Below are 26,097 nucleotides of genomic sequence, written 5' to 3' on the forward strand. Positions count from 1 at the left end.
GGGAGGCCGGGACGCGACCGGCGAAATTCTGTTCTCGCATATGCAAGATCGCTATTTCGGCCCCGTGCGGGGCGCCGGGGGAGGACGATGCTGAGGTATGTCCGCCAGCGTATGTCGGTTCCCGGCATCGAGACTCGTCGGCCTACACGGACGAGCTCCTCGCCGAAATTCTGGGACCGGTACGCGATCGACGTGCTGCGGGCAGTCTGGTCCGCACCGAAAAGTATTGTGGTGGCGAACCTTTCACCGGATCACCAGAAGAAGAACAGCATCATGCGACCTGTTACGCCCAGTCCCGCCCAGGCGGGCTGGCCCCGTGAACTCTTCCCCTCCGCCCTCGAATCCGCAACCGCACGGCTCCGTTCCGCCGTGACGGCCCGGATCGGCGCCGACGGCGCGGTTCGCGACCCCTGCCACAGCCGGATCCTGGAATCCATACTGGCGCTGAACCTCTTGGAACGGACCGGGTTGGCGCCCGAGCGGCGCATCCGCCTCATCGACTACCTGTGCGCCCAGACGCCCGCGGATCCACTGGATCGGCTCCTGCTCGACCTGGCCCTCACCCGCGCCGAGGTCGAGGGCGCACCCAGGGGACTGGCCGAGGCGTTCCTCGTCCAGGCGCCCCAGTTCACCGGGGCGCGCAAACAGGCCATGTTCGACGCGATCTTCGCGCTGTACGGCCTGCCTCCCGGCGGCCCGCTCGACACCGCTGGTTTCAGCCTCGCGGGCCTGCACTGCTGGGCCGTCGCACAGGTCACCGCCGTGAAGATCGTGCTCGCGGATGCCACCGGGCAGTCCGATCGGATCGGCGACGAGGACGTCCGGATTCTGCTGGAAACCCAACACGGGAGCCATGTTTGGGAGAGCAACGTCCTGATCTTCCTGTGGGTGCTGCACGCCCTGCACCGCCTGCCCGGCACGAAAGACGTTGTGACCGACGGAGTCGCGAAGGTCATGGAACACCAGCGCGCGGACGGCGGCATGCCCTTCGTCAGCGACACCGACACCTGGTGCACCGCAACCGCCGGCGTGGCCTTGGCCGCCGCCCAGGCGCCCCGTCACGTCCTGGACGCGGTCGCCTCGAATCTGGTGTCCCGGCAGCAGCCCGGCGGTGGCTGGTCCTACACGGACCTATCCTGGCAGACCGACGTCGACGACACCTCGGTCGCGGTGCAATTCCTGCACGGCCTCGATGCCGGCCGATACCGTGAACAGATCGCCCGCGGCAGGCGGTCGCTGCTGGCGGTCCGCAACCCGGACGGCGGATTTCCCACATATATCGCCGGCGCGGAGTCCGAGGCCTGCATGACGGCCGCCGCCGTCGACGCGCTCACCCCGGACTGGCACCGTCACGCCGAGGCCATCACCACCGGGCTGGAATACCTGGCGCGCCAGCAGAGCCCGGACGGATCCTTCCCGCCGGACTGGTCCAGCAGCAGGCACCACACCGTGTTCCGCGCTCTGCTCGCCGCGACGCGCAATCCCGGTCATCGCCCCGCCTCGCTGCGGACGATGACCGATCGGATCATGACCCTCGTGCTCGACGGGCAGCACGCCGATGGTGGCTGGGGACAACAGGATGGCCGGGCCAGCGATCCGATCAGTACCGCATACGCGCTCGTTGCCGTGTGCCGGCAGGACGATCCGGCGCCCGCGGCACGCGCGGTGGCCTACCTTCTCGAACACCAGCGGGACGACGGCACCATCGGTTCGATCTCCGACTCGATCGGGCCGCGGCCACTGCGCTTCACCGTCCCGGTGCTGGCCGACATCTTCACGCTGCTGGCGCTGGGCCATCTGACCCGCCGCCTGGGCGCGCCCGGTGATCCCGCGTCGGGGGAGCGGGCGATTTGAGAGTCTCGGCCGGCGGCTAACGTATTGGTCGAACACACCGATTACCGGATCGAACTCGTTGTCGCGCAGCGATCTCGACCGCGGTGTCGATCGGACTGGATTCCCCGCGTAGAGAGGGGCGAACCGGGAATATCCTGGCGTCGTGCACTCCGCGATTCGTCACGCGAGGATTTCAGTTCGATGTGGTGAGATCGGCAGATCGTGCGCGACGACCCGTGGAAAGAGGAACATCATGTCCGATAGCAGCAGCCGGATCGGTTCGGGGCTGCCGACCACTATCGACACCACCAAGGCACACGAGGCGCGCTTCTACGATTACTGGCTCGGGGGTGTGGACAACTACCAGGCCGACCGAGTCCTGGGCGACGAGATCGCCACCCACGTCCCGGATATTCGCACGATGGTGCGCCACAATCGCGCCTTCCTCGGTCGCGCGGTGCGCTATGCGATCAGTGAACTGGGCATCACGCAATTCCTCGACATCGGTACCGGCCTGCCGACCGCCCGCAATACGCACGAGGTGGCCCAGGAGGTGAATCCGGCCGCGCGCGTCGTCTACGTGGACAAGGATCCGCTGGTGCTCGCGCACGCCCGTGCGCTGATGGGTAGCACCGACGAGGGCAGGACCGCATTCATCCACGCCGATCTGTACGACCCGGAGTCGATCCTGAACAATCCGGTGCTGCACGAGGTTCTGGACATGGATCGCCCGATCGCCCTGACGCTGACCATGATCATGATGTACTTCCGCGATGCGCAGGATCCGCAGGGCATCATCGCACGACTGCTGAAGGCGATGCCCTCGGGCAGCAGCCTGACGATCAGTCATCCCACTGCGGAGTTCAATCCCGCCGCGACCGAGCGGGCGGTACAGGCCTGCGAGCGAGCGGGAATTCCGATGAACCCCCGCACCCGCGCCGAGACCGAAAAGCTTTTCGCCGGAACGGAACTCGTCGAGCCGGGCATCGTCACCCTCGAGAGGTGGCACCCGGAGCTCGCCGAAAAGCCGCTGTACGAGGACGGTCCCGACACCGGGAACGCCTGGATCTGGGCGGGCATGGGCCGCAAGCCCTGATCGCCTCCCTCACGCGAAGCAGCACCCCGAGCCTTGCCGGGGCCTCGGGGTGCTGCGGTATAGGGCGCGCCGGAGACCCGCTGCGCGAGAACCGGTTCGGTGGCGCGGCCGAACCGGGTTCGTTGCTGCCCGGGCCAGGTCCGCGCTAGCGCCGGGCCCGTTCGCGGTAGTGCTCGGCAACGGCGGTGAAGGCCGCCTTGGGTTCCCAGGGCATATCGGGGTAGGTGTCGCCGTGGCGGCCCTCGAGGACCTTCACGATGCCCAGGCCCGCCAGGTCGAGGTCGTCGCGGGGGTCGCCGTCGGGCCGGTGGGGGTGGCTGTACAGGGCGAAGAGGAAGACGAAGGTGCTGTCGACGCCCTCGGAATCGAAGATCTCCAGTAGCTCGCTGAGATAGGCCGCCTGCCCCTCCTCGTCCCGGATGTAGGTGCCGTCCAGGCGAATCGGGGCGCCGGTGGCCTCGTCGTATTCGACGATCTCCATGCTGCGGGGCGCGGAGTCGGGCGCGCCGCGCCAGGTGGCCGCGCCGAAGCCGGTGATCGCCAGCGGTTTACCCTGCGCGACGAGGGTGCGCACGCCGTCCCGGAACTGGCCGGCTACCTCGGCGGACCGGATCAGCTCGATCGAAATGATATCGAAGCGGGACCAGTCGATCCGTTCGAAAGGTATGGCGGCGTAGGTGATTCGGCCGCCGAATCGGGCGCGGATCAGCGTGACCGCCTCGGCGAGGAATTCGTCGAGGCGGGCGCTGACCGCGGCCAGGAGCGCGGGACGGTCGCCCGGATCGGCGAACAGCCGGTCGACGCGGTCCATGGGGTCGTCGCCGGGCAGGAAGCCGGGATTCATCAGGGTCAGTTCGACTCCGGTGACGAAGACGACCTCGGCGCCCGAATCGCGAAGCCGCTCGGCGCGTTCCGCGCAGTCGGCGAACAGCGACAGCATCTCTTCCCTCGTCCGCTCGAGCGGGTACGGCGAGTACCAGATCTCCAGTCCGAGCTCGGCGGCGTAGCGGGCGGCCAGATCCAGCCGCTCCGGATCGCCGCCGGTGATCTGGACGGCCGTGCAGTGCAGGTCGTCGCGGATGATCTCCAGCTCCCGCCGGACGATCGCCGGATCGAACTCCTCCCGCGAGGTGCCGCCCCGGCCGATGAAGCCGGTGTCGTACGTCATTCCCTTGCCACGCATCCGCGTTGTCCTCTCTGTCGGTACGACGCCAGCGTAAACGGAAAAAGTGCGTGCACGCAAGATTTCGTGCACGCAAGATTTATGGCATGATGATCCGGTGACGAGACCCGGACTGCGCGAGCGAAAGAAGCAGGCCACCCGCGAGGCCCTGCGGGAGGCGGCCCTGCGGCTGGCGCTGGAACGCGGGCCGGACCAGGTGCGCGTGGACGACATCGCCGCGGCGGCCGGCGTCTCGCCGCGCACCTACAACAACTACTTCGCCAGCCGCGAGCAGGCGATCGTCGCGGCCGTCACCGCGGAAAGGGAGGCGCGGGTCGCCGCCGCGGTCACCGCCCGCGACGAGCTGCCGCTGGCCGCTGCCGTCGTCGAGGCGATCGTGGAGCAGTACACCGATCCGGGCGAGCGCGGTCGCGAGGCACTCGTGCTGATCACGACGAATCCCGCACTGCGCGAGGCGTTTCTCGGGACGACGGCCGCGATCGAACACCCACTGGCGGCGGCGATCGGGAGTCGGCTGCGCGGAATCGATGCGAATGTGGCCGCGGATCCGAATGGCGGAACGGACGCGTGCGAGCTCACCGCACGAGTGCTGGCAGCCGCCGTCGTGGCGGCGATCCGTGTCGCGCTCGAGCGGTGGGTGACCCAGACGTCGGCGCCCGGCGGCTTCGTCGTCGTCACCGGTTCGCTGCCGGAGTTGCTCCGTGCCGCGCTCGCCCCGCTCGAACCGGCGCTCGCCGCCGCCGAATAACGCAACACCCGCCGAAACGCCGCGCGATACCGGCCGGTGCTGTTCGTGTCTGCTGGTGGCGGCCGCGGGTGCACGGTAGCGTTCGGGGGGTGTCGAAGGTCAAGGTGCTGCTCTGGCTGGGACACCTCTCGCTACCGGCGATCGGTCTGTGGCTGCTGGTATCGCAGCCGCCGCTGGATATGGACTACGAGCACCACGTGACCCATTTCTGGCTGGTGCTGGCCACCGCGGTCGTCGCGCTGGCCCTGGGCGTCATGCTGTTCCGGGCCGCGCGGATGCGGCGCGATCTCCGATTGGTCCTGGTGTCGCTGGTGTTCCAGTTCAGCGCGGGCTTCCTCGCGCTGCACGCCCTGGCAACGCCCGGGGTGATCCTGCACGCGCCCAACGCCGGATTCGTGTACGCCGTACCGGTCGGGCTGGGGCTGGGCGGTGTTGCGGCCCTGGCCTCGTCGCTGGAGTACGGCCCGGTCGCCGCCGCGCGGCTGTACCGGTTCGAGTGGGCGCTGTCCGCGCTGCCGGTGCTGCTGCTGGGCGCGTGGGCGGTGGTGTCGATCGCCGAACTGCCGCCGCTGAACCACGTGCCGTCGGCGATGGAGGCGCAGGGACCGCTGATCGGGGTGGCCTTCGCCGGATCGGCCTGCTACTTCCTGGCGGCGTATCGCTATGTCCGCCAGTTCATCCGGCGTCGCGGCCTGGTGCTGCTGTCGGTGCTCACCGCGTTCGTGCTGCTGTCCGAGGCGCTGTTCGCGGTGGGATTCGGCCGCAGCTGGCACGCCTCGTGGTGGGAGTGGCACGTGCTGATGCTCGCCGCGTTCGTGCTCATCTCCATCAGTGCCCATCTGCAATTCCGCAGGGAAGGTTCGACTCTCGGACTGTTCGACAGCGTCACGCTGCGCCAGACCATGGCCGTGCTCGAGCGCGACTACGCGCGGGCGCTGAACGAGATGGTCGACGCGCTGCGTGAGCGCGCCGAGGGCGGCGTCGCCTCGGGCGAGCCGCTCGGCGAGGTGGGCGTCCACCTGGCCAGGCGGTTCGGTCTCACCGAGCGTCAGGTTGCGGTGTTGCAGCAGAGCGCCTTTGCACTGGGCAACGAGCGCGAGCAGGTGCGCCGGTTGGGTGCGCTGGCCGCGATCGGGGAGCGGTCCAACGTGATTCGCCACGAGCAGGAGCTGCTCGGTGAGGTGTTGTCGCTGGTGTCGACGGCGTTCGAGCGGGATCGGTTCCGGCTGGGCCTGATTCACGGCGCGGAGATGGTCTTCCCGGACGGTGGGCCCGCGGATCCGGGCGCGGCCGCGTTCCCGCTGGTCGTGAAAGGCAGCTACGCGGGGGTGCTCGAGGTGCGCCGGGAGGCCGGCGGTTTCGGCGATGCCGATCTGGCGCTGCTGCGTTCGTTCGCCGACCGGACCTCGGTCATGCTCGAGAACGCCCGGCTGTATCAGCAGCTCGACGGCCTCTTCCGGTCCTACATGTCGCCCTCGGTGGCCACGGCGCTGATCGCCGATCCGACCCAGGCCGGGCTGGGTGGCAGCCGGGCCGAGGTCACCGTGCTCATGGCCGACCTCTCGGGATTCACGCCGTTCTCGGAGTCCTCGACCCCGGAAGCGGTGGTGGACATGCTCAATACGTACTACGGCGTCATCGTTCCGGAGATCCTGAACTGCGGCGGGACTGTGGTGCAGTTCGTCGGCGACGCGGTGATGGCCGTGTTCAACGCTCCGGCCCGCCAACCCGATCATGCGCTGCGGGCGGCCAGCGCCGGACTCGCGCTGCAGCGGGTGGTCGCCGAAACCGCTGCGCGGCATCCCGATTGGCCGAGGTTCCGGGTCGGGGTCAACACCGGCCCGGCCCTGGTCGGCAATGTCGGTGCGCCACAGATGCGGAACTACACGGCGATCGGTGACACCACGAATCTCGCGGCGCGGCTGGAGAGTCTGGCCGAGCCCGGGACGGTGCTCATCGGCTCGCTGACCTACGACCAGCTCGGCCCGCGCGCGGTGGTGCGCAGCCGGGGCACCGTGACCGTGAAAGGCCGGAGTGAACCCGTGACCTGCTATGTGCTGGATGGACTGCGGTGACAACCGATTTCGAGATCCTGCGGGGTCTGAGCGAGCAGGAGCGGCGCGACGTGCTCGCCTCCTGCACGCCGCGGCGGTTCAAGCGCCGGGAGATCGTCTGTCACGAGGGCGATCTCGGTGACACCCTGCATCTGATCAAGTCCGGCCGGATGATCGTGCGCGTGGCCACCCCGTTCGGCAACACCGCGACGCTGACCATGCTGGGTCCGGGGTACTCGTTCGGCGAACTGGCTCTCGCGGACCGCAATTCGCGGCGCACCGCGACCGTCGAGGCGATCGAGGACGCCGAGACGCTGAGCCTGAGCCGCGCGCAGCTGGCGGCGCTGCGCGAGCGGTACCCGCAGATCGACCGGGTCATCATCGGCACGCTGTCCGCCCAGGTGCGCCGGCTGTCGGCGCAGGTGCTCGAGGCGCTGTATCTGCCGGTGGAGACCCGGGTGGTGCGGCGGCTGGTCGACCTCGCCCGGATCTACGGCGGACCGAATCCGACCGCCGAGATCCGGCTCAACCAGGACGATCTGGCCTCCATGGCCGGTACCACGCGGGCCACGGCGAACAAGGTGCTGCGCGAGCTGCAGCAGCGCGAGATCCTCACCCTGACCCGGGGCCGGATCACCGTTGTCGACCGGGGGGCGCTGCAACGCGCCGCCGGACAACTCGCCATCTGATCTCCGCCAGTGCGCCGTCCTTCAGGGGAGGTGAAGGCGGACGCGGGAGTCTGTGCAGCGGGCGAGTGTGTAGGTGAACGTAGTATCGGGATATGCAGCTCCGATACAACTTCCGCCTGTATCCCACTGTGGGACAAGGGCGGTCGTTGGCGAAGGCGTTCGGATGCGCGCGCGTGGTGTACAACGATGCGCTGCGGGCCCGGCGGGCTGCGTTCGAAGCGGGGCAGAAGATCAACGACGCCGAGCTGTCCAAGCGGCTGACCAAGGCCAAACAGACCCCGGAGCGGGCGTGGCTCGGGGAAGTGTCGGCTGTGGTGCTTCAGCAGGCGTTGGCCGATCTGAATACCGCGTACCGCAACTTCTTCCAGTCGCTCAGCGGCCAACGCAAGGGCGCGAAGGTCGCACCACCTCACTTCCGGTCTCGCAAGGACAATCGGCAGGCTATCCGGTTCACGAAGAATTCGCGGTTCACGATCACGCCCGGCCGGATGTTGCGGTTACCGAAGATCGGGGACATTCCGGTGCGCTGGTCGCGAGACTTGCCATCAGATCCATCGAGTGTGACAGTCGTGAAGGACGCGGCCGGGCGGTATTTCGCGTCGTTCGTCGTGAAGGCCGAGGATAGGTCACTTCCACAAGTCGATGCCGAGGTGGGTATCGACCTGGGCTTGTCGGCGTTCGCCGTTCTGTCCAATGGGAAGAGGATCGAGAATCCGAGGTTTCTGCGCCGTGCCGAACGCAAGCTCCGCAAGACGCAGCAAGCGTTATCGCGCAAGCAGAAAGGCTCCGCCAACCGAGCAAAGGCGCGTCTGCGAGTCGCGAAAGCTCATGCCCGGGTGGTCGATACGCGCAGGGATTGGGCGCACAAGCAGTCCATGGCGATAGTTCGCGACAACCAAGCGATCTATGTCGAGGATTTGTGTGTCAAGGGCTTGGCCCGTACAAGGTTGGCGAAGTCGGTCCATGATGCTGGGTGGGGCATGTTCACCCGCATGCTCGAGGAGAAAGCGGTCCGGTATGGGCGGCACTTCTCGAAGGTGGACCGCTGGTTCCCGTCAAGTCAGCTGTGTTCAGTGTGCGGAGCGCTGTCGGGGAAGAAACCGTTGCATGTGCGGGAATGGACCTGCGTGTGCGGCACCATCCACGACCGGGATCTCAACGCCGCGATCAATATTCTGGCCGCAGGACGTGCGGACAGCTCAACGCCTGTGGAGCTGGTGTCAGTCGTGTCTTCGGACACGCAACCGGCGGTGAAGCAGGAACCCACCGGAAGCGCGGCGTAGCCGACGCAGACCGGAATCTCCCGCCTTAGGATGGAGAGGACGTCAATTCGCCACCGCCTTGCCGCCCGTGGGGTTGACCGCGAACCAGGTGCCGCCCACGCCCTGCCCGAGCAGATCTCCCGGCTTCGCGTCCTTGGAGAAGTAGTAGACCGGCCAGCCGCCGATGGTGATCTGGCAGGAGCCGTCCGGCCGTTCGATGAACCCGGTCAGCTGCGGGTTGATGCCGTCCACGTACAGGTTCTGACCCTTGCTGACCAGCAGCGGCGGCCAGGTGGTCGCGCAGGCGCCGGTGCAGTTCGACTGCGACGGCTTCGGGGTGTCCTTGTCGAACCGGTAGAGCGAGCGGCCGGCCGCGTCGGTGACGCGCATGCCGACGGTCGGGTCGATGACCACGCGCAGCTCGATGTTGTTGGTGCCCTGGGGCGCGGATCCGTTGTAGATGTTCAGCCACCCTTGGGTCTTCGCGAGGACCGGCGCCGATGCCGTGGGTGCGGGCGGCGTCGGGTCCGCGGTCGCGGCCGGCGCCACGGACAGGGCCAGCACCGCGGCCGTGGCGACCGCGGCGGCGGCCGTGCTGATCAGCGTGGTGACTTTCGACATGGGGTCCTCCGAATGATGTGCGTTGGCGTTGCACATGATTCTTCGTTTCCGGGGACGAATGTTCTGTTCGCGCAGAGACATCCGCTGTGTGTCCGCGCCGACACAGCGAGGGCGTGCGGTACTGTATCGCGTCGAATGAACATGGGAATCATTTCCGGAAAGTGAGAGGGGTTATTCGTGAAGATCGCGTTCGTCGGCAAGGGCGGCAGCGGTAAGACCACGCTGTCCTCGTTGTTCGTGCGCTACCTCGTCCATCAGGGGCTACCGACGCTCGCGATCGATGCCGATATCAATCAGCATCTGGCCGCCGCGCTGGGCGCCGACGAGGACACCGCGGCGGCGCTGCCCACGCTAGGCGCGCACCTGCCGCTGATCAAGGAGTATCTGCGCGGTGACAATCCGCGCATCTCGTCGGCCGATGCGATGATCAAGACCACGCCCCCGGGCGCAGGCTCGCGGCTGGTGGGTGTCGTCGAACCCAATCCGATCTACGACGCGTGCGTGCGCGAGATCGCCGGAGCGCGGGTGGCGGTGACGGGCCCGTTCGCCGAGTCGGACGAGGATCTGGGGGTGTCCTGCTACCACTCGAAGGTCGGCGCGGCCGAACTGCTGCTCAACCACATGGTGGACGGCGCCGACGAGTATGTCGTCATGGACATGACCGCGGGCGCGGATTCGTTCGCCTCGGGCCTGTTCACCCGGTTCGATCTGACCGCACTGGTGTGTGAGCCCACCCTGCGCAGCGTCGGGGTGTACCGCCAATATGCCGGCTACGCCAAGGATTTCGGCATCCGCATCGCGGTGGTCGGCAACAAGGTCTGTGACGCGGAGGATTTGGAATTCCTGCGCGGGCAGGTCGGGGAGAACCTGCTGTGCTGGATCGACCGATCCGGGCACGTGCGCGCCGCCGAGCGCGGGCACATCCGCCCGATCGGCGACCTCGAGCCGGCGAATCTGAATGCGCTGGCGACCATTCGCGCGCACCTGGACGGCACGGTTCGCGACTGGTCCGCCTACCAGCGGCACGCCGTGGAGTTCCATCTCCGCAACGCGAACGCCTGGGCCGGCGCGGAATCCGTCGACCAGGTGGATCCGGACTTCGTCCTCGGACCGCACCTGCGGCCGACGGCCGAGGTCATCGGTTCCCCGGCGTAATCAGTTCAGCAGCGCGCGGGCGTACCAGTCCTTCGCGTCGCGCACCCCGGGCAGGGCGAAGAAATAGCCGCCGCCGAAAGGCTGCACGTAGTCGACCAGCGGCTCGTTGACCAACCGCGTCTGAATGGCCTCGAACTGGCGCACGACATCCTGCTGGAAGCAGGTGAAGATGTGCCCGGCGGCCATGTTGCCGTTGGGATCCAGGCCCAGGTCGTAATTGTAGGAGCGGCGGACCAGCTGTTGCCGCGCGGTGTCCGGGGTGCGCGGATTAGCAAGGCGGATATGGGAATCCAGCGGGATCACGCTGCCCTTGGGATCCGCGTGGTAGTTCGGGGTGTCGAATTCCTGATTACCGTCCAGCGGCGCGCCCGAATCCCGGCGGCGGCCGAACATGTTCTCCTGCTCGGTGATTCCGACCCGGTCCCAGAATTCCACCAGCATCCGGATCAGGCGCACCACGTGATAGGTCCCCCCGCGCGTCCAGGCCGGTTCGTCCGGGCTGTCGGTCCAGATCAGTGCTTCGGCGTCGGAGCCGGTCGGGTTGCCCGTACCGTCCTTGAAGCCCAACAGGTTCCGGCCCGTGCCGGACGGCCGCGGCGGCGAGTTGTAGCCGTCGATCTTCCAGCGCAGCTGCATCGCGCCCCGGGTGTGACGGGTGATGTCGCGGAGCGTGTGATGGATGGTGTCGGGGTGGTTAGCGCACAGCTGCAGCAGCAGATCGCCGTGCATCCACGCCGGGTCGGGAGAGTCGTTGGGGAAGATCCGCATCGGGCCCAGCCTGGCCGGCTTGGCCTTCGCCAGACCGAACCGGTCGTCGAACAGGCTCGCGCCGAGGCTGGTGGTGACGGTGAGCCCGTCGGCGGGGATGTCGGCGCCCAGCACCGCACTGTCCGAGGGCGGTTGTCCCACACCGAGATCCGGGGCGGCGCCGCCCGCGGTGAGGAAGCGGGCGCGACCGGTCAGGGTCTTGAACAGCTCGGTCAGTTCCCCGCGATTCGCGGCGGTGACGTCGAAGGCGGCGTAGCAGGCCGCGTTCTGCTTCTGCGCCGGGCCCGGGGTCAGGATGCCCGCCTGATGGACGCCGTGGAACGGATACGACGCGGCCGCGGCGGACTGCCCGGTGGTGGCCGCGTCCACCCGGGCGCCCTCGGCGAGCACGCCGGCGGTCAGCGCGGTCCCGGCCGCACCCGCGACGGCGCCGGAAAAGAATCTGCGGCGACTGACATCCATCGTGTGGTCCTTCTTACCTCTCGTGGGTGGGCGGGTTTACGTGCTGGGGAGGGGATTTCAGTGCTGGACGGGGACCTCGAGCAGTCGCGGCACCAGGGCCAGCTGCTCGAGCGCGCCGCTGAGCGCGGCCAGCACGGCCTGCCGCTGGGCCTGCGGGGTCTGTACCGGCGGACGCCAGCGGCCGTTGTCCTGGGTGGCCAGCAGGGCGGCGTGCAGGGTGTCCAGCCGCGCGGTGAGCGTGGCGTGCAGTCCGGGCGAGCGCTCCTCGATCAGCGGGCCGAGCTGGTCCAGCACCGTGCGGGTGATGTCGATGTCGGCGTCGGTCAGCGGGTAGGCCGCGCCGGAGCCCTGGTCGTCGATGCCCGAAACATGGTCGCGCAATGCGTCTTCGAGGATCTCGTGAGCGCGGATCGGTAGATTGGTCGGATCGCCGGCCAGGTCGTCGTTGCCCAGGTTCTTCTGGACGTTCGCTACATCGGCGTCGAGCTTGTCCAGCACCGGCAGCAGCTGGTCGGGGGTTTGACCATGCCAGAGTCCGTATTCGAGGCGGTGCAGTCCGGTGAAGCCGGCGTCGGTGACGCCGCCCGGCAGGCCGTCGGGCAGCCCGGACACGGCGGTTCCGGCGTCGCCGAAGCTGTTGTAGGAGGCGCCGACGCGCTCCCACTCCTGCTGCGCAGCCAGCCAATCCGCCTGTGCAGCCGGGATATTGCCGGATTGCAGATCGTTGCGGACCGCGCCCAGGGCGCCGGTCAGGCGGGTGAGCGCCTGCGCCGCGGCGGCCTGGTAGGCGTTGTTCGCCGGGGTGAGATCGTCGGCGGTGACCGGTTTGACAGCCGTGGGCGCGGTGCCCGACGCGCCGCTGACCTGCACGGCGGCCGAGGTGGTCCGCGGCTGACCCGACATCAGGCAGGCGATGGTGTACCGGCCGTTGCTCAGCGTCGCGGTCATGTCGGCGGTGGTGGCCGGGCCGATGGTCTCGATCTCGCCGACGACCGCGCCGCCCGCGTCGAGCAGGGTGATCTCGCCCGCCTTGCCGGTCTTGTTCTGCACCGCGAAGGTCTGGGTGCCGGGCTGTCCGGACTTCCATTCCGGCGCGCAGGACTTGTCGGCGATCGACACGGCCTGAACCGAACCCGACTCGCTGGAGGGGAGCAGCGCGATCGCGGCGCCGGCGGCCACCACGGGGACCACCACCAGCGCGGTGGCGACCAGCGGCAGGCGGGGACCGGCGATGCGCTCCCACCAGTCGGGGGTTGTTTCCGTGTCCGTCGTCGCGGTGTCGGTGCTCGCCGCTGCGCTCGAGGCGTTTTCGGTCTGCGCGGATACGGCGGTCACGGCTTCGGGCGCGCCGGGTGTTTCCGAGGTTGTCGCGGCACTGCTCGATTCGGCTGTGGCGGCGGCGGTTCCGGTGTTCGCAGCTGTGGCGACCCGCGCGGTGACGGCCGGGCGGCCCGCGCGGACGAACAGGGGGATGACGACGGCAAGATAGACCACCCACGAGACGACCTGCAGCACAGTCATCTTGGGCGTGAGCTCGGTGATGCCGGAGATGATCGAGACCCACCACGAGTTCGGATCCGCATGCGCGGTCAGGTCGAAGGCGATCCACGCCGAACCCGGCAGCAGGCCCGCGTCCTGCAGATCGCCCAGCCCGTAGGCGAGCACACCGGCGGCGATGACGATCAGCAGCACCGCGGTCCGGTTGAAGAACACCCCGAGGTTGAACCGCACGCTCTGGCGGTAGAGCAGCCAGCACAGCGCGATGGCGACGGCCAGGCCCAGCGCCGCGCCGATCAGCGGCGCGATGGTGGCGCCCGAGGCCTTGACGGCGGTCCAGACGAACAGCGTGGTCTCGAGGCCCTCGCGCCCGACGGCCAGGAACGCGGTCAGCGCCAGCGCGCCGGCGCCCAGTGCGGCGGCGCGCACCACCTCGCCGCGCAGCTGTTTGGAGAGGGTGGCGGCGGTGCGGCGCATCCAGAAGATCATCGCGGTGACCATGATCACCGCCAGCACGCTCAGGATGCCGCCGACGGCCTGTTGTGCGCTGCTCGACAGCACACTGGTCGAATACGTCAGCACGGCCGCGAAGCTGCCGGCCACCGAGATCGCGCCGAGCAGGCCGAGCCAGATCGGCGCCGTGGAGACGGGTCGTGCGGCGGTGGACGCCTTGCGCACGGCCGCCAGCAGGATGGTTACCACGAGGCCCGCCTCGAGACCTTCCCGCAGGCAGATCAGAAGGTTCGGTACCGCCTCAGCCCAGTTCACATAGACAAGGTAAGGCATACCTATGTCGATCGTCCAATTGTCCGTGGACTCGGATCGCGGATTGTCCGCTCGGTGAAACCGCCGGATTCAGGCCGGGGTGCGGGCGGCGGTGCCGGCCAGGTCGACCACGAGCTCGGCGATCAGATCGCGGGTGTTGTGGGCGCGGGCCAGCGCCGCGCCGCGGGGATCGGAATCGAGCAGCTCGATCAGATCGTTCATCGAGCCGAAGATGGCGACGAGTCGCCGGACCGCGGCCCGGCGGTCGGTCGGCGCTAGGGGAAGTGCAATGGTGCTCACGTTTGCTGATATCGCGGTGGGGCGCAGAGTGTTTCACTCCTGCGCTTCCCGGCGAGATGCCGCCGCCCGTCAGGCGGATGTGACGCCCGCTGGCGTGCAACGCATCTCGCAGCGCGGTGACTCTCCTCGCCGCTCGGTTCGGTGGTGTCGTGGCACCAGTCGGCCCCGGAGCATGACCCTTCTTGCCTTTTCCGCAATATCGCTTGCTGAAATCGACTGATATCCGGATCGTGGAGGACGAGAAGGAGGTGGTCATGGTGACCGAGCAAGTGCGGGACGCATACGACGTGATCGTGGTGGGCGGTGGCGCCGCCGGGCTGAACGGAGCCCTCATGCTGAGCCGCTCGCGGCGGTCGGTGGCGGTGATCGACTCGGGCGCACCGCGCAACGCGCCCGCCGACGGGGTGCACGGATTACTGGCCCGCGACGGAACGCCGCCGGGGGAGCTGCTCGAGCGCGGCCGCGCGGAAGTCGCGGGATACGGCGGCACGATCGTGCGCGGTGAGGTCGTGGACGCCGCCCGCGACGGCGCCGGATTCGCGGTCACCCTCGCGGACGGCCGGTCGATGCGGGCGCGGCGGCTGCTGGTGACGACCGGTGTGGTGGACGAGCTGCCCGATATCCCCGGACTACGCGAACAGTGGGGCCGCGGTGTCGTGCACTGTCCGTACTGCCACGGCTGGGAGGTCCGCGACCAGGCGATCGGGGTGCTGGGCACCGGGCCGATGTCCATGCATCAGGCACAGCTGTTCCGCCAGCTCAGCGACGATGTCGTGTACTTCACCCACGTGGCGGGTAGGCCGGGCGCACAACAGGCCGCGCAGCTGTCCGCACGCGGGATCCGGGTGGTCGAGGGCGCCGTGGTCGCGCTGGAGATCTCCGGCGATCGCATCACCGGCGTGCGCCTCGCGGACGGCACCGTCGTCCCGCGCGCGGCCGTGGCGGTTCACAGCAGGATCGTCGCGCGCACCGGTTTCCTGCGCGGCCTGGGTCTGACCCCGGTCGAACACCCCAGCGGCGCAGGCGATTACCTCCCCGCCGACCCCATGGGCCGCAGCGAGATTCCCGGAGTCTGGCTCGCGGGCAACGTCAGCAACCCCATGGCCCAGGTCGGCAACGCCGCGGCCGAGGGCGCCATGGCCGGCGCCCAGATCAACATGTCCCTGATCGAGGAGGAGATCGACACCGCGCTCGCCGTACACGGCCAGGCCTTCTCCGCAGCAGACGAGGCCGAGGTCGGCGAGCTGGTCGGCGGCGACCGCCGACACGGGGTGTGAGCGAACCCGGCAAGCGGTTCGGTCCGGGGGTTCGGCGTCGCGATGCAGCTGGATTCTATGGCGAAACAACAGGATCGGGCCGATCATTGGTGGCATGGGCATGCGTCGGAAGGATGACGATCGTGCCGTCGGGAGCGAGCGAGAGCATCTCCGGCCAGCCGTGCAGCCGTGCCATGCCGCGCTGACGGCCGGTCGATGGGGTGGGCGGGGTGATCAGGCGGATGCCGACCGGCGGATACGCATCCAAGGCCTGTCGGCACAGGCCATCGGCCCCCGGCAGATCCCCGCCGACCTGTGCCATGCGTGCGAGCCGTAGGAGGGTGTATGCCTCGCCGGGACGACAGTCGATGCCGCGGAAGGCGATCAGCGCGCGGTCGAGAAGGCTTGTGGCGATGCGGTATAGCAGGTGACCGCCTCGCCGAGGCGGATATCGCTGCGGCGGGAGATCGTTCGTGCGCTCTCGTACATCTCCATGGCGGTCGAATTGTCGCCGGTCTCCTCGTGCAGCCGGCCGAGCTCGTACAGCGTGAATGTCTCGCCGAGATGATGACCGATCTCCTGGTACATTTGCAGCGCACCGCGATGCAAAGATTCGGCAGCGGCGTGGTTGCCCGCGAAGCGGTGTGACCTGCCGAGATCATTGAGGGTGTTGGCTTGGCCCAGACGGTTGCCGATGGTGCCACGCGATTCCGATCGGGGTCCTGATCCGCTGGAAGTGATCGGCATATCCGTATCCTCGAGCGCGGTCGACGCCCAGCGCGGATGCGGTCGTGGACAGGTCCGGCACACGCAAGGGTTCGGTCGCACCGTCGGTAGCATCGCGGGATGCGGAACGACGGCCGGATGAAGCGGGTCGCCCGGGCTGTGCGGGGGCGATGGCGCGGATGGACGCGATGGCGGCGCGCGGTGACGGTGCTGGGGCTGGTTTCCGGTCTGCTGGTGGTTGTTTGCGGGATCGGGACGGGGGCGCTGTGGGCCGAGGGGGTCGGGGAGCCCGCGGCGGGTGTGCGCGGCAGCGGGCACGATGCGTATTGGCTGGGGCATGCGTGGGTGGATGGCCGCAAGTCCGATGCCGATGTGGGTGCGCTCGCGAAACAGCTGTCCGGCAGCGGGATTCGGGATCTGTATGTGCATACCGGCCCGCTCTCCGACGACGGCCGCCTGCCGAGTGCGCTCTCGCCCCGCGCGGCCTGGTTCGTTGCCGCGGTGCATCGAATGCTGCCCGGGGTCCGGGTGCAGTCCTGGCTCGGCGACCTGGTGGCGCCCGCGCACGACGCGCTGCATCTGGAGGATCCGGCCACTCGCGACCGGATCGTGGCATCCGCGGCACAGGTGCTGGACCTCGGATTCGACGGCGTCCATTACGATCTGGAGCCGGTCCGCTCGGGATCCCCGGACTATCTGACGCTGCTGGAGCGCACCCGCGCGGTTACCACGGCGCGTCATGCGGTGCTGTCGGTGTCGGCGCCGCAGCTCGATCCGCTGCCCGGCCTGCATCACCTCGGCGTGGCCCTGACCGGTGACGGAAAGTACTGGGCCCAGGGGTATTTCGCCGCGGTAGCGCAACGGGTCGATCAGGTGGCGGTGATGTCGTACGACACCTGGATGCCCACGGCGTCGCTGTACAGCGGCTACCTCACCGAGCAGACCATCCTCGCCCTGGAGGTCACCCCGCCCGCGGTGGACCTGCTGATGGGTGTGCCGGTGTTCTGGGCGGACGATTACGGGCACCACGGTAACGCCGAGACGGTGGCCGCGGCCGTGCACGGAATCCGGCTGGGACTGGGGCGCACCGCGCCGGGCCGGCGCGCGTTCGGGGTCGCGCTGTATGTCGATTTCACGGCAACACAACAGAACTGGGCCGATTATCGGCGCGAATGGTGCGGGCCGGGGACCCGATGACCGCATCCAATACGCTGGTCGCATGAACCGGATTGCTCCCGATGCGCTGCGGGTCGGATACGTGCCGGGTGTGACCGTGTCCAAATGGGCACGGATCTGGGCCGAACGCTACCCCGAGGACGTGCTCGAACTGATCGGGGTGCCGCAGGCCGAGCAGGAGGGTGCGCTGCGGGACGGGCGGGTCGACATGTGTTTCGTGCGGTTGCCGATCGACCGTGAGGGCCTGCATGCGATCCCGCTGTATCGGGAGCTGCCGGTGGTCGTGGTGCCGAAGGATCATCCGATCGCGCTGTTCGAGCAGGTCGGCACCGCCGAGCTGGCCGACGAGCGGATGCAGGACGCCACCGATATCGACGCGCTGGCCGATACCGTCGAGCTCGTCGCCGCGGTCGGCGGGGCGGCGGTCATGCCGCATTCGCTGGCTCGGCTGCATCATCGCAAGGATCTGGTCTTTCGCACGGTCATCGGCGTGCCGGAGACGCAGATCGCGCTGGCCTGGCCGACGGATCTGGAGCGCGACGCCGTCGAGCACTTCATCGGCGTCGTGCGCGGGCGCACCGCGCAGAGCACGCGAGGCAAGCGGTCCGACGGGGGTGATTCCGCAGCCCGTGGAGGCGGCAGGTCCGGTGGTGGCCGGGCGCAGGCCGGGAAGAAATCGGGCGCCGGAACCGGGACCGCCAAGTCCGCAAGCGCAAGGGGGGCGGGCAATTCCGTCGCCGGACGTGCGGCAAGTGGTAAGTCGGGACGGTCCGGAGCAGGAAAGCCGGCATCCGGGAAGTCCGGGCGCTCCTCCGCGGGTGGGAAGTCGACCGGCGGCAAGGGGCAGCGACGCGGGCGGCGGTAGCCCGACCGGTGGCCCCAGCGCGCTCGTGACGCCGCGCAGCTCGCGCGATTCGCGAGCCTCCCCGCACAGCAAACCGCCCGGGCGACTCACGTCGCCCGGGCGGCCGGTGTTGCCGAGACTAGCGGGGCTTGTTCTTCATGATCGAATCCCGGATCAGGATCGCGGCCAGGCTGATCGCGGACAGGACGCAGAAGATGTACCCGATGTTGCCCGAACCCGACGAGCTGCCCTGCTGGTTCTCGAACAGGTAGCACAGCAGGATGGCCACGACGACCCAACCGGCGACCTTGAAGGTGCGCCGGGACTCACCGCTCCAACCCCAGGCGGCGGACGGAACCTCGGCAGGGTCGACCTTGGTGACGACCGCAGTGCTCTTGGCGGGTTCCATTTCCGTGGTGGCCACGTTCGCTCCCATCGGTTACGGGCTAGGACTGTTGGTCACCATGGTGGCATACGACCGTCCGTCGTAGCCAGCGGGGTGAGGGGGTGTTGCCGGATCGGCCGTTGGATACTGGAACTGTGTCCGACATCGTGAGAGTCCTGGTCCTCGGCAGCACCGGTTCCATTGGCACCCAAGCCCTGGAGGTGATCGCGGAGAATCCCGATCGGTTCCAGGTCGCCGGACTGGCCGCGCGCGGCGGCAACACCGACCTACTGGCGCAGCAGATCCGGGCGACGGGCGCCACCGAGGTGGCCGTCGCGGATCCGGCCGCCGCCGCAAAACTCGGTGTGTCTCTTGCCGGTCCGGGCGCGGTGACCGAACTCGTGCGCCGCGCCGATGCGGACGTGGTGCTCAACGCCCTGGTCGGCTCGCTCGGGCTCGAGCCCACCCTGGCCACCCTTGAATCGGGCGCCCGCCTGGCCCTGGCCAACAAGGAATCGCTCGTCGCCGGCGGCTCCCTGGTGACGCGGGCGGCCAAGCCCGGTCAGATCGTGCCGGTCGATTCCGAGCATTCCGCGATGGCCCAGTGCCTGCGCGGCGGGCGCGCATCCGAGGTGGACCGCTTCGTGCTCACCGCCTCGGGCGGCCCGTTCCGCGGCTGGACGGCCGAGATGCTCGAATCGGTGAATCCGGACGAGGCCAAGGCCCACCCGACGTGGTCGATGGGCCTGATGAACACGCTGAACTCGGCCACCCTCATCAACAAGGGCCTCGAGCTGATCGAGGCGCACATGCTGTTCGGCATTCCCTACGACCGCATCGACGTGACCGTGCACCCGCAGTCCATCGTGCACTCGATGGTCACCTTCGCCGACGGCTCCACCATCGCCCAGGCCAGCCCGCCCGATATGAAGCTGCCGATCGCGCTGGCGCTGGGCTGGCCCGATCGGGTGCCCGGCGTCCTGGCGCCGCTGGACTTCACGCAATCCTTCAGCTGGGAGTTCGAGCCGGTGGACAGCGCGGTGTTCCCGGCCGTGGAACTGGCCCGCCGGGCGGGGCAGGCCGGGGGAAGTGTGACGGCGGTCTACAACGCTGCGAACGAGATCGCGGTGCAGGCATTCCTCGACGGGCAGATCAGCTTCCCCGGTATCGTGCGCACGGTGGCGGCCGCGGTTGACGCGGCCGATCAGTGGCGCGCCGAACCCAGTACCTTGGACGATGTGCTCGCCGCGGATGCGTGGGCGCGGGAGCGTGCGCGCACGCTCGTAGGCAACCAACTGTAGGAAGGGCTCGGCACCGTATGGGGTTCGCGATCGGATTCGTGCTGTTCGCCCTCGGTATCACCGCGTCGGTGGCATTACACGAGTGCGGGCATATGTGGACCGCGCAGGCCACCGGCATGAAGGTGCGGCGGTACTTCATCGGATTCGGGCCGAAGGTGTTCTCGTTCCGTCGCGGCGAGACCGAATACGGCCTCAAGGCGCTGCCACTGGGCGGCTTCTGCGATATCGCGGGAATGACCGCGCTGGACGAGATCGATCCGGAGGACCTGGATCGCGCGATGTACCGGCAGGCCACCTGGAAGCGCCTGGTGGTGATGTTCGGCGGCATCGCGATGAACTTCGTGCTGGGCTTCCTGCTGATCGTGATCCTGGCCGTCGGGTGGGGGCTGCCCCGGCTGGATTCGCCGCCGGACAACCAGATCGCGGTCTCGAATGTGTGCTCGGACAACGCCGACGGCAGCCATCCGAGCTGCCCGGGCGAGGGTCCGGCGCAGCAGGCGGGCATGCGTCGCGGCGACAAGATCGTGGCCGTCAACGGCGTGCCGGTGCAGAACATCAGCGAGATCGCCGAGCACACCAAGAGCCAGAGCGGCCCGATCGACTACACGGTCGAGCGGGGCGGGCAGACCCTGCACATCACGGTCACCCCGCAGCAGGTGAAGACCTATCCGATCGACCCGAAGACGAACAAGGCCGCGATCGAGCCGGTGATCGCGAACAAGGTCGGCGTCAGCCAGGACTACTACGACACGACGCACTACAACGTGCTCACGGCCATCCCCGGTTCGATCGTGTTCACCGGGCAGATGTTCGAGCGGACCTTCGAATCGCTGGCCCAGATGCCCACCAAGGTGGTGAACCTGTGGCATGCGGTCACCGGCGGCGTGCGCGACCCGAACACCCCGGTCAGCGTGTACGGGGCGAGCAAGATCGGTGGCGAGACCGCCGAGCACGGGCTCTGGAACGTCTTCATCCTGGTGCTGGCGAGCCTGAACTTCTTCCTGGGCGCCTTCAACCTGCTGCCGCTGCTGCCGCTGGACGGCGGGCACATCGCGGTGGTCCTCTACGAGAAGATCCGCAACGTGCTGCGCGGGCGACGCGGGCTGGACGAGAGCGGCCCGGTCGACTACATGAAGCTGCTGCCCGCGACGTATGTGGTTGTCGTGATCGGCGGTGCGTACATGGTGCTGGTGCTCGCTGCGGACATCATCAACCCGATCAAGCTGTTCAACTAGCGGGGACGGTGAGTCGGCGGAGCTTGCGTAGCCGGCGGGGTGGGTGAACTCAGCCGGACCGCAGCAGGGTCCGGCACAGGTGGTCGGCCCGGCGGGTGGTTTCGGGCTGGCGGAACCTCGGGCTCAGGGCCAGGGTCGTGGCGCAGGCGGTGTCCAGATCGATGTGGTGGCCGACCGAGACGAAGACCGGTTTGACGCCCCGCTGGGTGCGCACGGCCCGCCCCACGATCTCGCCGTCGAGCAGGATGTCGCTCGTGTCCCCGCGCTCGTTGCCCGGCTCGGAGTGGTTGCCCCACACCGTTTTCGCCACGCCCATCGTCGGCAGGCCGGTCAGCAGCCCGAGATGGCAGGCGAGTCCGAACCGGCGCGGGTGCGCCAGGCCCTGTCCGTCGCAGATCAGCAGATCCGGTGTGGTGCCGAGATTTTCGAGCGCGGCGATGGTCGTGGGGAGCTCGCGGAAGGCGAGTAGTCCGGGAATGTAGGGGAACACGGCGGTGCCGCGCGCGGTCGCGGTGTCGATCGGCTCCAGGGTGTGGGCGTCCAGAACCACCACTGCGGCAACGACATTGCCCTCGTCGTCGTACGCGGAGTCGAGCCCGGCCACGGTCCGGAATTCCGGCGGCCTCGGGTTCGTCGGATCCACCCGGCCGCGCAGCCGATCCTGCAGGGCGAGCGCCGCTTCCGGATCGGTGGGGAGCTCGGCCGTCATTGCCAGACGCATGCCCCCAATCTATCGGGCGGGGTCCTCGTGGGGCATGACGGTGTCGTGGCGGCGCCGCGAGACGGTTGCCTGGATAGCTGCGTGATCGCTCGTGATCGATTGCGGCACAACCTAAGCGCCCATCCGCTCAGGCGGGCAACACCGTGCGCCGGTAGTGTTCGGCGATCTCGTCGCTGGTGGTCACCCAGACTCCGGGGTGATTGGTGACATAGTCCAGCGCCTCGTCGAGGTAGCGGCGCCGGAACGCCTGCCCGATGACGAAGGGGTGCAGCGCCAGCGGCAGCACGCGCCCGCTCTCGGCCGACTCCTCGTACAGCTGGTCCACCTGATCCTTCATCATCCGCACGAAGTCCGGACCGGTCAGGCCCTTGCTGCCGAAGATGCCCAGATCGTTGAGCTCCACCGAATACGGGACGCTGAGCATCCCCGGCACGGTCAGCGGGTAGGGCTGGTCGTCGTTGGTCCAGTCCAGCACGTAGTCCACGCCGAGCTCGCTCAGCAACCGCGGCGTCTCGAAGGTCTCGGTCAGGCCCGGACCCATCCAGCCGCGCGGACGCTGGCCGGTGGTCTTCTCTATTGTGGTGACGATGTCGCGCAACGCGATTCGCTCCTGCTCGACCGAGAGTCCGGTGTGCAGATGGCTGTTGCTGCTCCCGTGCGCCAGCCATGCCCAGTTCCGGGCCCGGCCCGCCTCGATGATCTGCGGATACCGCTCGCCCACATCGGAGTTCAGCAGTGCGCTGGCGCGCACACCGTACTTGTCCAGGGTGTCGATGACCCGCCAGATGCCCACTCGCGGCCCGTAGTCGCGCCACCCGTAGTTGAGCGCGTCCGGCGTGAGGGCGGTGGTGCCCTCGTAGATGGCGGTGCCCGGCAGATCGACGTAGAAGTGTTCGATATTGAGTCCTACGTAGAAGGCCACGCGCTTGCCGCCGGGCCAGTGGATCGGCGCGCGGTCGGTGATGGGGCTGTAGTCGAAAAGGGTGGTGTCTGTGCTCATGTCGCTATGCTCGGACCTTCACACAAATGTGAGGGTCAACCGGAAGTCGTTGTGAGGATCGGCATATGCGAATCGGGGAATTGGCGGAACGCGCGGATACTTCGCCGCGGTTGCTGCGGTACTACGAGGAGCAGGGCCTCATTCGCGTCGGCCGCTCGGCGAACGGCTACCGGAACTACGACGAGCGCCTCGTCGATCAGGTGGTGCACATCCGTGGCCTGCTGGAGGCGGGCCTGCCGACCCGCATCATCAAGCAGATCCTGCCCTGCCTCGAGGACCCGGCCGATATTCACTTCGCCGATGCCACACCGGAAATCATCGCCGTGCTGGAGCATCAGCGCGACCGCCTCAGCGACCGCGTCGCCCTGCTGGCCCGGAATCGCGACGCCATGACCACCTATATCGACTCGTTGCGCGGCTGTATGCGGGGTGCGGGGCCGGGCGGCGGCCGGACATAGCGGACGCGTGGGGTGGGGGCGGAATCGGGCCCCGGTTGGTGTGTGTGGTGTGGATGTGAGGGACGATGGGGAAGTGGCGCGATGAGCGCCACGGCGTGTTCTGAGTGTGGTCAGCGATCCGATCCGCGACGCAGGAGGAATGACGAGAATGGTCACCATGGGGAAATTTCGGCACATCATTCGTCTGACGACGGCCGCCGGGGCGGTGGGAGCGGCCCTGCTGCTGGCCGCCGGACCCGCACTCGCCGCGAACGCCATCACCATCACCGGCGTCGGCCCGAGCAATGTCAAGGTGAACTACAGCTGCGACAAGGGACGCGGCGTGGCCGCGGTGGAGGTGATGGTCGGCGCGCCGCAGGCGGACCACCCGCAGGCCACCGGCCGGAACAACTCGGTTGTCTGCGACAGCGCCCAGCACGAGGCCATCGTCGTCCTGACCGGACAGCCGGTGAACCGGGGGCAGCAGGTACAGGTGCGGGCCGCGCTGGTGGATCCGGGCGAAACGGTCGTGCAGGGCACGGCCAACGTGTTCACACTCGGATGATCCGAGCCTGAGCCGACGGCGTCCCACGGCGGATCCGCACACGTCGATGCGCGGATCCGCCACGGACGGCTATGCGGGCTGCGGTTCGGTGAGCTGCCGCACCGAGAACCGGTAGTCGGCCTGCCGCAGCAGCTCGTCCGCATCGTCGGTGGGCGGGTAGATCCACACCTCGTTGACCGTCCGCTTGCGGGCCTTGGCGACCGCGCCCGTCGAGACCACGGTGCGATCCCAGCCCCGGGTGGAGACCGCGTCGTCGGCCCCGAGGTCGAGGCAGGTGACGTAGGGGGTGGCGGTGAACGGCACTGGCTCGAGGCCGAGCAGTCCGGCCGCCGCGTTGTGCCCGGCGAATCTGCCCAGCTGCAGGGCGTGCTGGCAGCACTGCAGCACGGTCCGTCCCGGTTCGGCGGCCGCGGCGGCGGTGTCGCCCGCGGCATACACGCCCGGCACGCCGGACACCTGCAGATTCTCGTCCACCGCCAGCCGTCCGAGCCGGTCGCGGGCGGCGGGGATATCCGCGGTCAGCGGGCTGGCCTGCACGCCCGCGGTCCACACGACGGTCGCGGCGGGGATCTGCGTGCCATCGGTCAGGACGACCAGATCCGGCCGCACTTCGGCCACGCTCACGCCGACACGTTGCGCCACACCGAGATTCGACAGCACCTCGATGATCTGCGGGCGCGGGCCGGGGCCGAGTTCGTGGCCGATCTCCCCGGACCGTTCCACCAGCACGACCCGGACCGGCTCATCGCCCGCGACGGCGCCGAGCCGGCCCACCAGCTCGGTAGCGATCTCGAGACCGGTGAAACCGGCCCCGACGACGACGGCGGTGTACCGGCCCTCGCGCTGTGGCGTGTCCGGAAGACTGCGCAGGTGCGCCTCGAGCGCCGCCGCGGCGGGCAGCGTGTCGACGTCGTGCAGCAGCTCCGAGCCCGGCATCGAGGGCCTGTTCAGTTGGCTTCCGGTCGCGAGAATCAGTCGGTCCCAGCCGATTTCGACGCTGCGGCCGTCGCGGCCCACGGCGCCGATCGTGCGCGCTTCGGTGCCGATCGCGGTGGCCGTGGCCGCCACCCGCCGCACCCCGATCGGCCCCAGCACCCGGTCGAGCGCGACCCGCATCCGATCGGGTTCGGCCTGGTACAGGCGCGGCCGGATCACCAGATCGTCACCGGGGGCGACGAGGGTCACCGGCACGTCGCGTCCCACCTGCCGGGCGAGCCGGACCGCGCTCGCCGCGCTCCACACCCCGGCGAAACCTCCGCCCAGCACCACGATTCCGGTCATGATCTCCTCCTGGTTTCTAAAAGGGATATTTCTTATCCCCTTTATGGTTATGAATCAACGCTGGTATCGGCCGCATTTCGCGGCCGGTTGTGGCTCAGTCGGTGCTGAATCCCTTGCGGGTGCGCGCGGCCGAGGCGGCCGGAGCGCCCGCCGCCAGATCGGCGATCGTCTGCGCGGCCAGCTCCCGCCGCCACGCCAGCTCGGCCCGGCGCATGGCCACCGAAATGCCACACGCCCGGCTGAATTCCGGGCCGGCCAGCTCACCGCTGCGCCCGCGCTGCCGAATCTCCGTGCAGCGGAACGGATTCACCTCGCCCTCGACGGCCGTGACCACGTCGAGCATGGTGATTCGCTCCGGGGGCCGTGCCAGCTCGAACCCGCCGCGAATGCCCGGCGTGGAGACGAGAATTCCGGCTCGGACCAGCGGCTGCAGCCGCTTCTTCAGATATTCCGGCGGAAGATCGAACCAGGTGGCCATCCGTCCGATCGGCACCGGCCCGGACTCCTCGAGCCAGGCCAGCGTCACACAGCAGTGCAGGCTCCACTCGACACCCTCGCCCATCTTCATAATGGGGATGTTAGATGTCCCGGTTTGGTGGCGCAAGGTCGTGGCGCGAGCCGAAGTTCCGGGGCCCGCCTGCGTAGCATGGGGAGATGAGGGCTGGCGTGACCGCGCGTGACGACGAGATGCTGTGGGACATAGCATGTCCCGCGCGACCGAGTCGCGTGCCAGGGGT

At 68.6% G+C, this 26,097-nt stretch carries 26 protein-coding genes; 14 read left to right on the forward strand and 12 right to left on the reverse strand.

The window, feature by feature from the left end; all coding sequences use genetic code 11:
- Nucleotides 1-231: 231 nt before the first annotated feature.
- Nucleotides 232-1,854 carry a prenyltransferase/squalene oxidase repeat-containing protein gene (locus KO481_RS44375; protein WP_215918789.1) on the forward strand — a complete coding sequence of 541 codons (1,623 nt, stop codon included), beginning with the start codon at nucleotides 232-234 and terminating at the stop codon, nucleotides 1,852-1,854.
- A gap of 232 nt (nucleotides 1,855-2,086) precedes the next feature.
- Nucleotides 2,087-2,929, forward strand: a complete 843-nt coding sequence (locus KO481_RS20575; RefSeq protein ID WP_215918790.1) for an SAM-dependent methyltransferase — start codon at nucleotides 2,087-2,089, stop codon at nucleotides 2,927-2,929.
- 145 nt (nucleotides 2,930-3,074) lie between these two features.
- On the opposite strand, the gene KO481_RS20580 is transcribed toward KO481_RS20575, so the two are convergent.
- On the reverse strand, nucleotides 3,075-4,112 hold the full coding sequence (locus KO481_RS20580; RefSeq protein WP_215918792.1) for a glycoside hydrolase family 113 protein: 1,038 nt from the start codon (nucleotides 4,110-4,112) through the stop codon (nucleotides 3,075-3,077).
- A 97-nt stretch (nucleotides 4,113-4,209) separates the two neighbouring features.
- On the opposite strand from KO481_RS20580, the gene KO481_RS20585 reads away from it, so the two are divergent.
- From KO481_RS20585 to KO481_RS20600, 4 genes are all read left to right on the forward strand, one after another.
- A complete protein-coding gene (locus tag KO481_RS20585; protein WP_215918794.1) occupies nucleotides 4,210-4,860 on the forward strand; it encodes a TetR/AcrR family transcriptional regulator in 651 nt (216 codons plus the stop codon).
- An 89-nt stretch (nucleotides 4,861-4,949) separates the two neighbouring features.
- Entirely contained in the window at nucleotides 4,950-6,935 is a 1,986-nt protein-coding gene (locus KO481_RS44380) for an adenylate/guanylate cyclase domain-containing protein (protein WP_215918796.1), read from the forward strand.
- A complete protein-coding gene (locus KO481_RS20595) occupies nucleotides 6,932-7,603 on the forward strand; it encodes a Crp/Fnr family transcriptional regulator (protein ID WP_215918797.1) in 672 nt (223 codons plus the stop codon). Before KO481_RS44380 ends, KO481_RS20595 begins: the two co-directional genes overlap by 4 nt.
- 92 nt (nucleotides 7,604-7,695) lie before the next feature.
- On the forward strand, nucleotides 7,696-8,886 hold the full coding sequence (locus KO481_RS20600; RefSeq protein WP_215918798.1) for an RNA-guided endonuclease InsQ/TnpB family protein: 1,191 nt from the start codon (nucleotides 7,696-7,698) through the stop codon (nucleotides 8,884-8,886).
- A gap of 42 nt (nucleotides 8,887-8,928) precedes the next feature.
- Here the strand turns inward: KO481_RS20600 and KO481_RS20605 are convergent, their stop codons facing one another.
- The gene (locus KO481_RS20605) at nucleotides 8,929-9,486 is read right to left on the reverse strand and encodes a hypothetical protein (RefSeq protein WP_215918799.1); all 558 of its coding nucleotides are present in this window, start codon (nucleotides 9,484-9,486) and stop codon (nucleotides 8,929-8,931) included.
- Nucleotides 9,487-9,663: 177 nt separating this feature from the next.
- Here KO481_RS20605 and KO481_RS20610 point away from each other — a divergent pair, with 177 nt between their 5' ends.
- Complete coding sequence (locus tag KO481_RS20610; protein ID WP_215918800.1) at nucleotides 9,664-10,641, forward strand: ATP-binding protein; 978 nt, start codon at nucleotides 9,664-9,666, stop codon at nucleotides 10,639-10,641.
- On the opposite strand, the gene efeB is transcribed toward KO481_RS20610, so the two are convergent.
- The 3 genes from efeB to KO481_RS20625 all read right to left on the reverse strand — a co-directional run bounded on the left by efeB (nucleotide 10,642) and on the right by KO481_RS20625 (nucleotide 14,433).
- On the reverse strand, nucleotides 10,642-11,871 hold the full coding sequence (efeB, locus tag KO481_RS20615; protein ID WP_215918801.1) for an iron uptake transporter deferrochelatase/peroxidase subunit: 1,230 nt from the start codon (nucleotides 11,869-11,871) through the stop codon (nucleotides 10,642-10,644). It lies immediately after the preceding gene.
- Nucleotides 11,872-11,928: 57 nt separating this feature from the next.
- A complete protein-coding gene (gene efeU / locus KO481_RS44385; RefSeq protein ID WP_215918802.1) occupies nucleotides 11,929-14,136 on the reverse strand; it encodes an iron uptake transporter permease EfeU in 2,208 nt (735 codons plus the stop codon).
- 87 nt (nucleotides 14,137-14,223) lie between these two features.
- Nucleotides 14,224-14,433, reverse strand: a complete 210-nt coding sequence (locus KO481_RS20625; RefSeq protein ID WP_215918803.1) for a hypothetical protein — start codon at nucleotides 14,431-14,433, stop codon at nucleotides 14,224-14,226.
- Nucleotides 14,434-14,687: 254 nt separating this feature from the next.
- Between KO481_RS20625 and KO481_RS20630 the strand changes: the two genes are divergently transcribed.
- A complete protein-coding gene (locus KO481_RS20630; protein ID WP_215918804.1) occupies nucleotides 14,688-15,710 on the forward strand; it encodes an NAD(P)/FAD-dependent oxidoreductase in 1,023 nt (340 codons plus the stop codon).
- Between the two features lie 55 nt (nucleotides 15,711-15,765).
- Here KO481_RS20630 and KO481_RS20635 read toward each other — a convergent pair whose 3' ends face one another.
- Both KO481_RS20635 and KO481_RS20640 read right to left on the reverse strand, forming a co-directional pair.
- Nucleotides 15,766-16,011, reverse strand: a complete 246-nt coding sequence (locus tag KO481_RS20635) for a hypothetical protein (RefSeq protein WP_215918806.1) — start codon at nucleotides 16,009-16,011, stop codon at nucleotides 15,766-15,768.
- A gap of 62 nt (nucleotides 16,012-16,073) precedes the next feature.
- Nucleotides 16,074-16,436, reverse strand: coding sequence for a tetratricopeptide repeat protein (locus KO481_RS20640; protein ID WP_215918807.1), 363 nt, complete (start codon nucleotides 16,434-16,436; stop codon nucleotides 16,074-16,076).
- Between the two features lie 99 nt (nucleotides 16,437-16,535).
- On the opposite strand from KO481_RS20640, the gene KO481_RS20645 reads away from it, so the two are divergent.
- Both KO481_RS20645 and KO481_RS20650 read left to right on the forward strand, forming a co-directional pair.
- Nucleotides 16,536-17,612: a glycoside hydrolase family 18 protein gene (locus tag KO481_RS20645; RefSeq protein WP_215918809.1), complete on the forward strand. Its 1,077-nt coding sequence runs from the start codon at nucleotides 16,536-16,538 to the stop codon at nucleotides 17,610-17,612.
- A 22-nt stretch (nucleotides 17,613-17,634) separates the two neighbouring features.
- Nucleotides 17,635-18,456, forward strand: coding sequence for a LysR family substrate-binding domain-containing protein (locus KO481_RS20650; RefSeq protein ID WP_215918811.1), 822 nt, complete (start codon nucleotides 17,635-17,637; stop codon nucleotides 18,454-18,456).
- 118 nt (nucleotides 18,457-18,574) lie between these two features.
- Here the strand turns inward: KO481_RS20650 and KO481_RS20655 are convergent, their stop codons facing one another.
- A complete protein-coding gene (locus tag KO481_RS20655) occupies nucleotides 18,575-18,859 on the reverse strand; it encodes a DUF2631 domain-containing protein (RefSeq protein WP_215918813.1) in 285 nt (94 codons plus the stop codon).
- A gap of 116 nt (nucleotides 18,860-18,975) precedes the next feature.
- Between KO481_RS20655 and dxr the strand changes: the two genes are divergently transcribed.
- Both dxr and KO481_RS20665 read left to right on the forward strand, forming a co-directional pair.
- Nucleotides 18,976-20,121 (forward strand): 1-deoxy-D-xylulose-5-phosphate reductoisomerase, encoded by a 1,146-nt coding sequence (dxr, locus tag KO481_RS20660; RefSeq protein WP_215918815.1) that lies wholly within the window; start codon nucleotides 18,976-18,978, stop codon nucleotides 20,119-20,121.
- Between the two features lie 17 nt (nucleotides 20,122-20,138).
- The gene (locus KO481_RS20665; protein ID WP_215918817.1) at nucleotides 20,139-21,356 is read left to right on the forward strand and encodes a M50 family metallopeptidase; all 1,218 of its coding nucleotides are present in this window, start codon (nucleotides 20,139-20,141) and stop codon (nucleotides 21,354-21,356) included.
- A 49-nt stretch (nucleotides 21,357-21,405) separates the two neighbouring features.
- On the opposite strand, the gene KO481_RS20670 is transcribed toward KO481_RS20665, so the two are convergent.
- On the reverse strand, nucleotides 21,406-22,077 hold the full coding sequence (locus KO481_RS20670) for an endonuclease V (RefSeq protein ID WP_215918819.1): 672 nt from the start codon (nucleotides 22,075-22,077) through the stop codon (nucleotides 21,406-21,408).
- Nucleotides 22,078-22,204: 127 nt separating this feature from the next.
- Nucleotides 22,205-23,077 carry a polysaccharide deacetylase family protein gene (locus KO481_RS20675; protein WP_215918821.1) on the reverse strand — a complete coding sequence of 291 codons (873 nt, stop codon included), beginning with the start codon at nucleotides 23,075-23,077 and terminating at the stop codon, nucleotides 22,205-22,207.
- Between the two features lie 65 nt (nucleotides 23,078-23,142).
- Here KO481_RS20675 and KO481_RS20680 point away from each other — a divergent pair, with 65 nt between their 5' ends.
- Both KO481_RS20680 and KO481_RS20685 read left to right on the forward strand, forming a co-directional pair.
- A complete protein-coding gene (locus KO481_RS20680) occupies nucleotides 23,143-23,535 on the forward strand; it encodes a MerR family transcriptional regulator (protein WP_215918823.1) in 393 nt (130 codons plus the stop codon).
- A gap of 157 nt (nucleotides 23,536-23,692) precedes the next feature.
- Nucleotides 23,693-24,079 carry a hypothetical protein gene (locus KO481_RS20685; protein ID WP_215918825.1) on the forward strand — a complete coding sequence of 129 codons (387 nt, stop codon included), beginning with the start codon at nucleotides 23,693-23,695 and terminating at the stop codon, nucleotides 24,077-24,079.
- 69 nt (nucleotides 24,080-24,148) lie between these two features.
- On the opposite strand, the gene KO481_RS20690 is transcribed toward KO481_RS20685, so the two are convergent.
- Both KO481_RS20690 and KO481_RS20695 read right to left on the reverse strand, forming a co-directional pair.
- Complete coding sequence (locus KO481_RS20690; protein ID WP_215918827.1) at nucleotides 24,149-25,360, reverse strand: NAD(P)/FAD-dependent oxidoreductase; 1,212 nt, start codon at nucleotides 25,358-25,360, stop codon at nucleotides 24,149-24,151.
- A gap of 94 nt (nucleotides 25,361-25,454) precedes the next feature.
- Complete coding sequence (locus KO481_RS20695) at nucleotides 25,455-25,928, reverse strand: RrF2 family transcriptional regulator (protein ID WP_215918829.1); 474 nt, start codon at nucleotides 25,926-25,928, stop codon at nucleotides 25,455-25,457.
- Between the last annotated feature and the right edge of the window lie 169 nt (nucleotides 25,929-26,097).

The sequence above is a fragment of the Nocardia albiluteola genome (assembly GCF_018860155.1).
In the GTDB taxonomy this organism is placed as follows: domain Bacteria; phylum Actinomycetota; class Actinomycetes; order Mycobacteriales; family Mycobacteriaceae; genus Nocardia; species Nocardia albiluteola.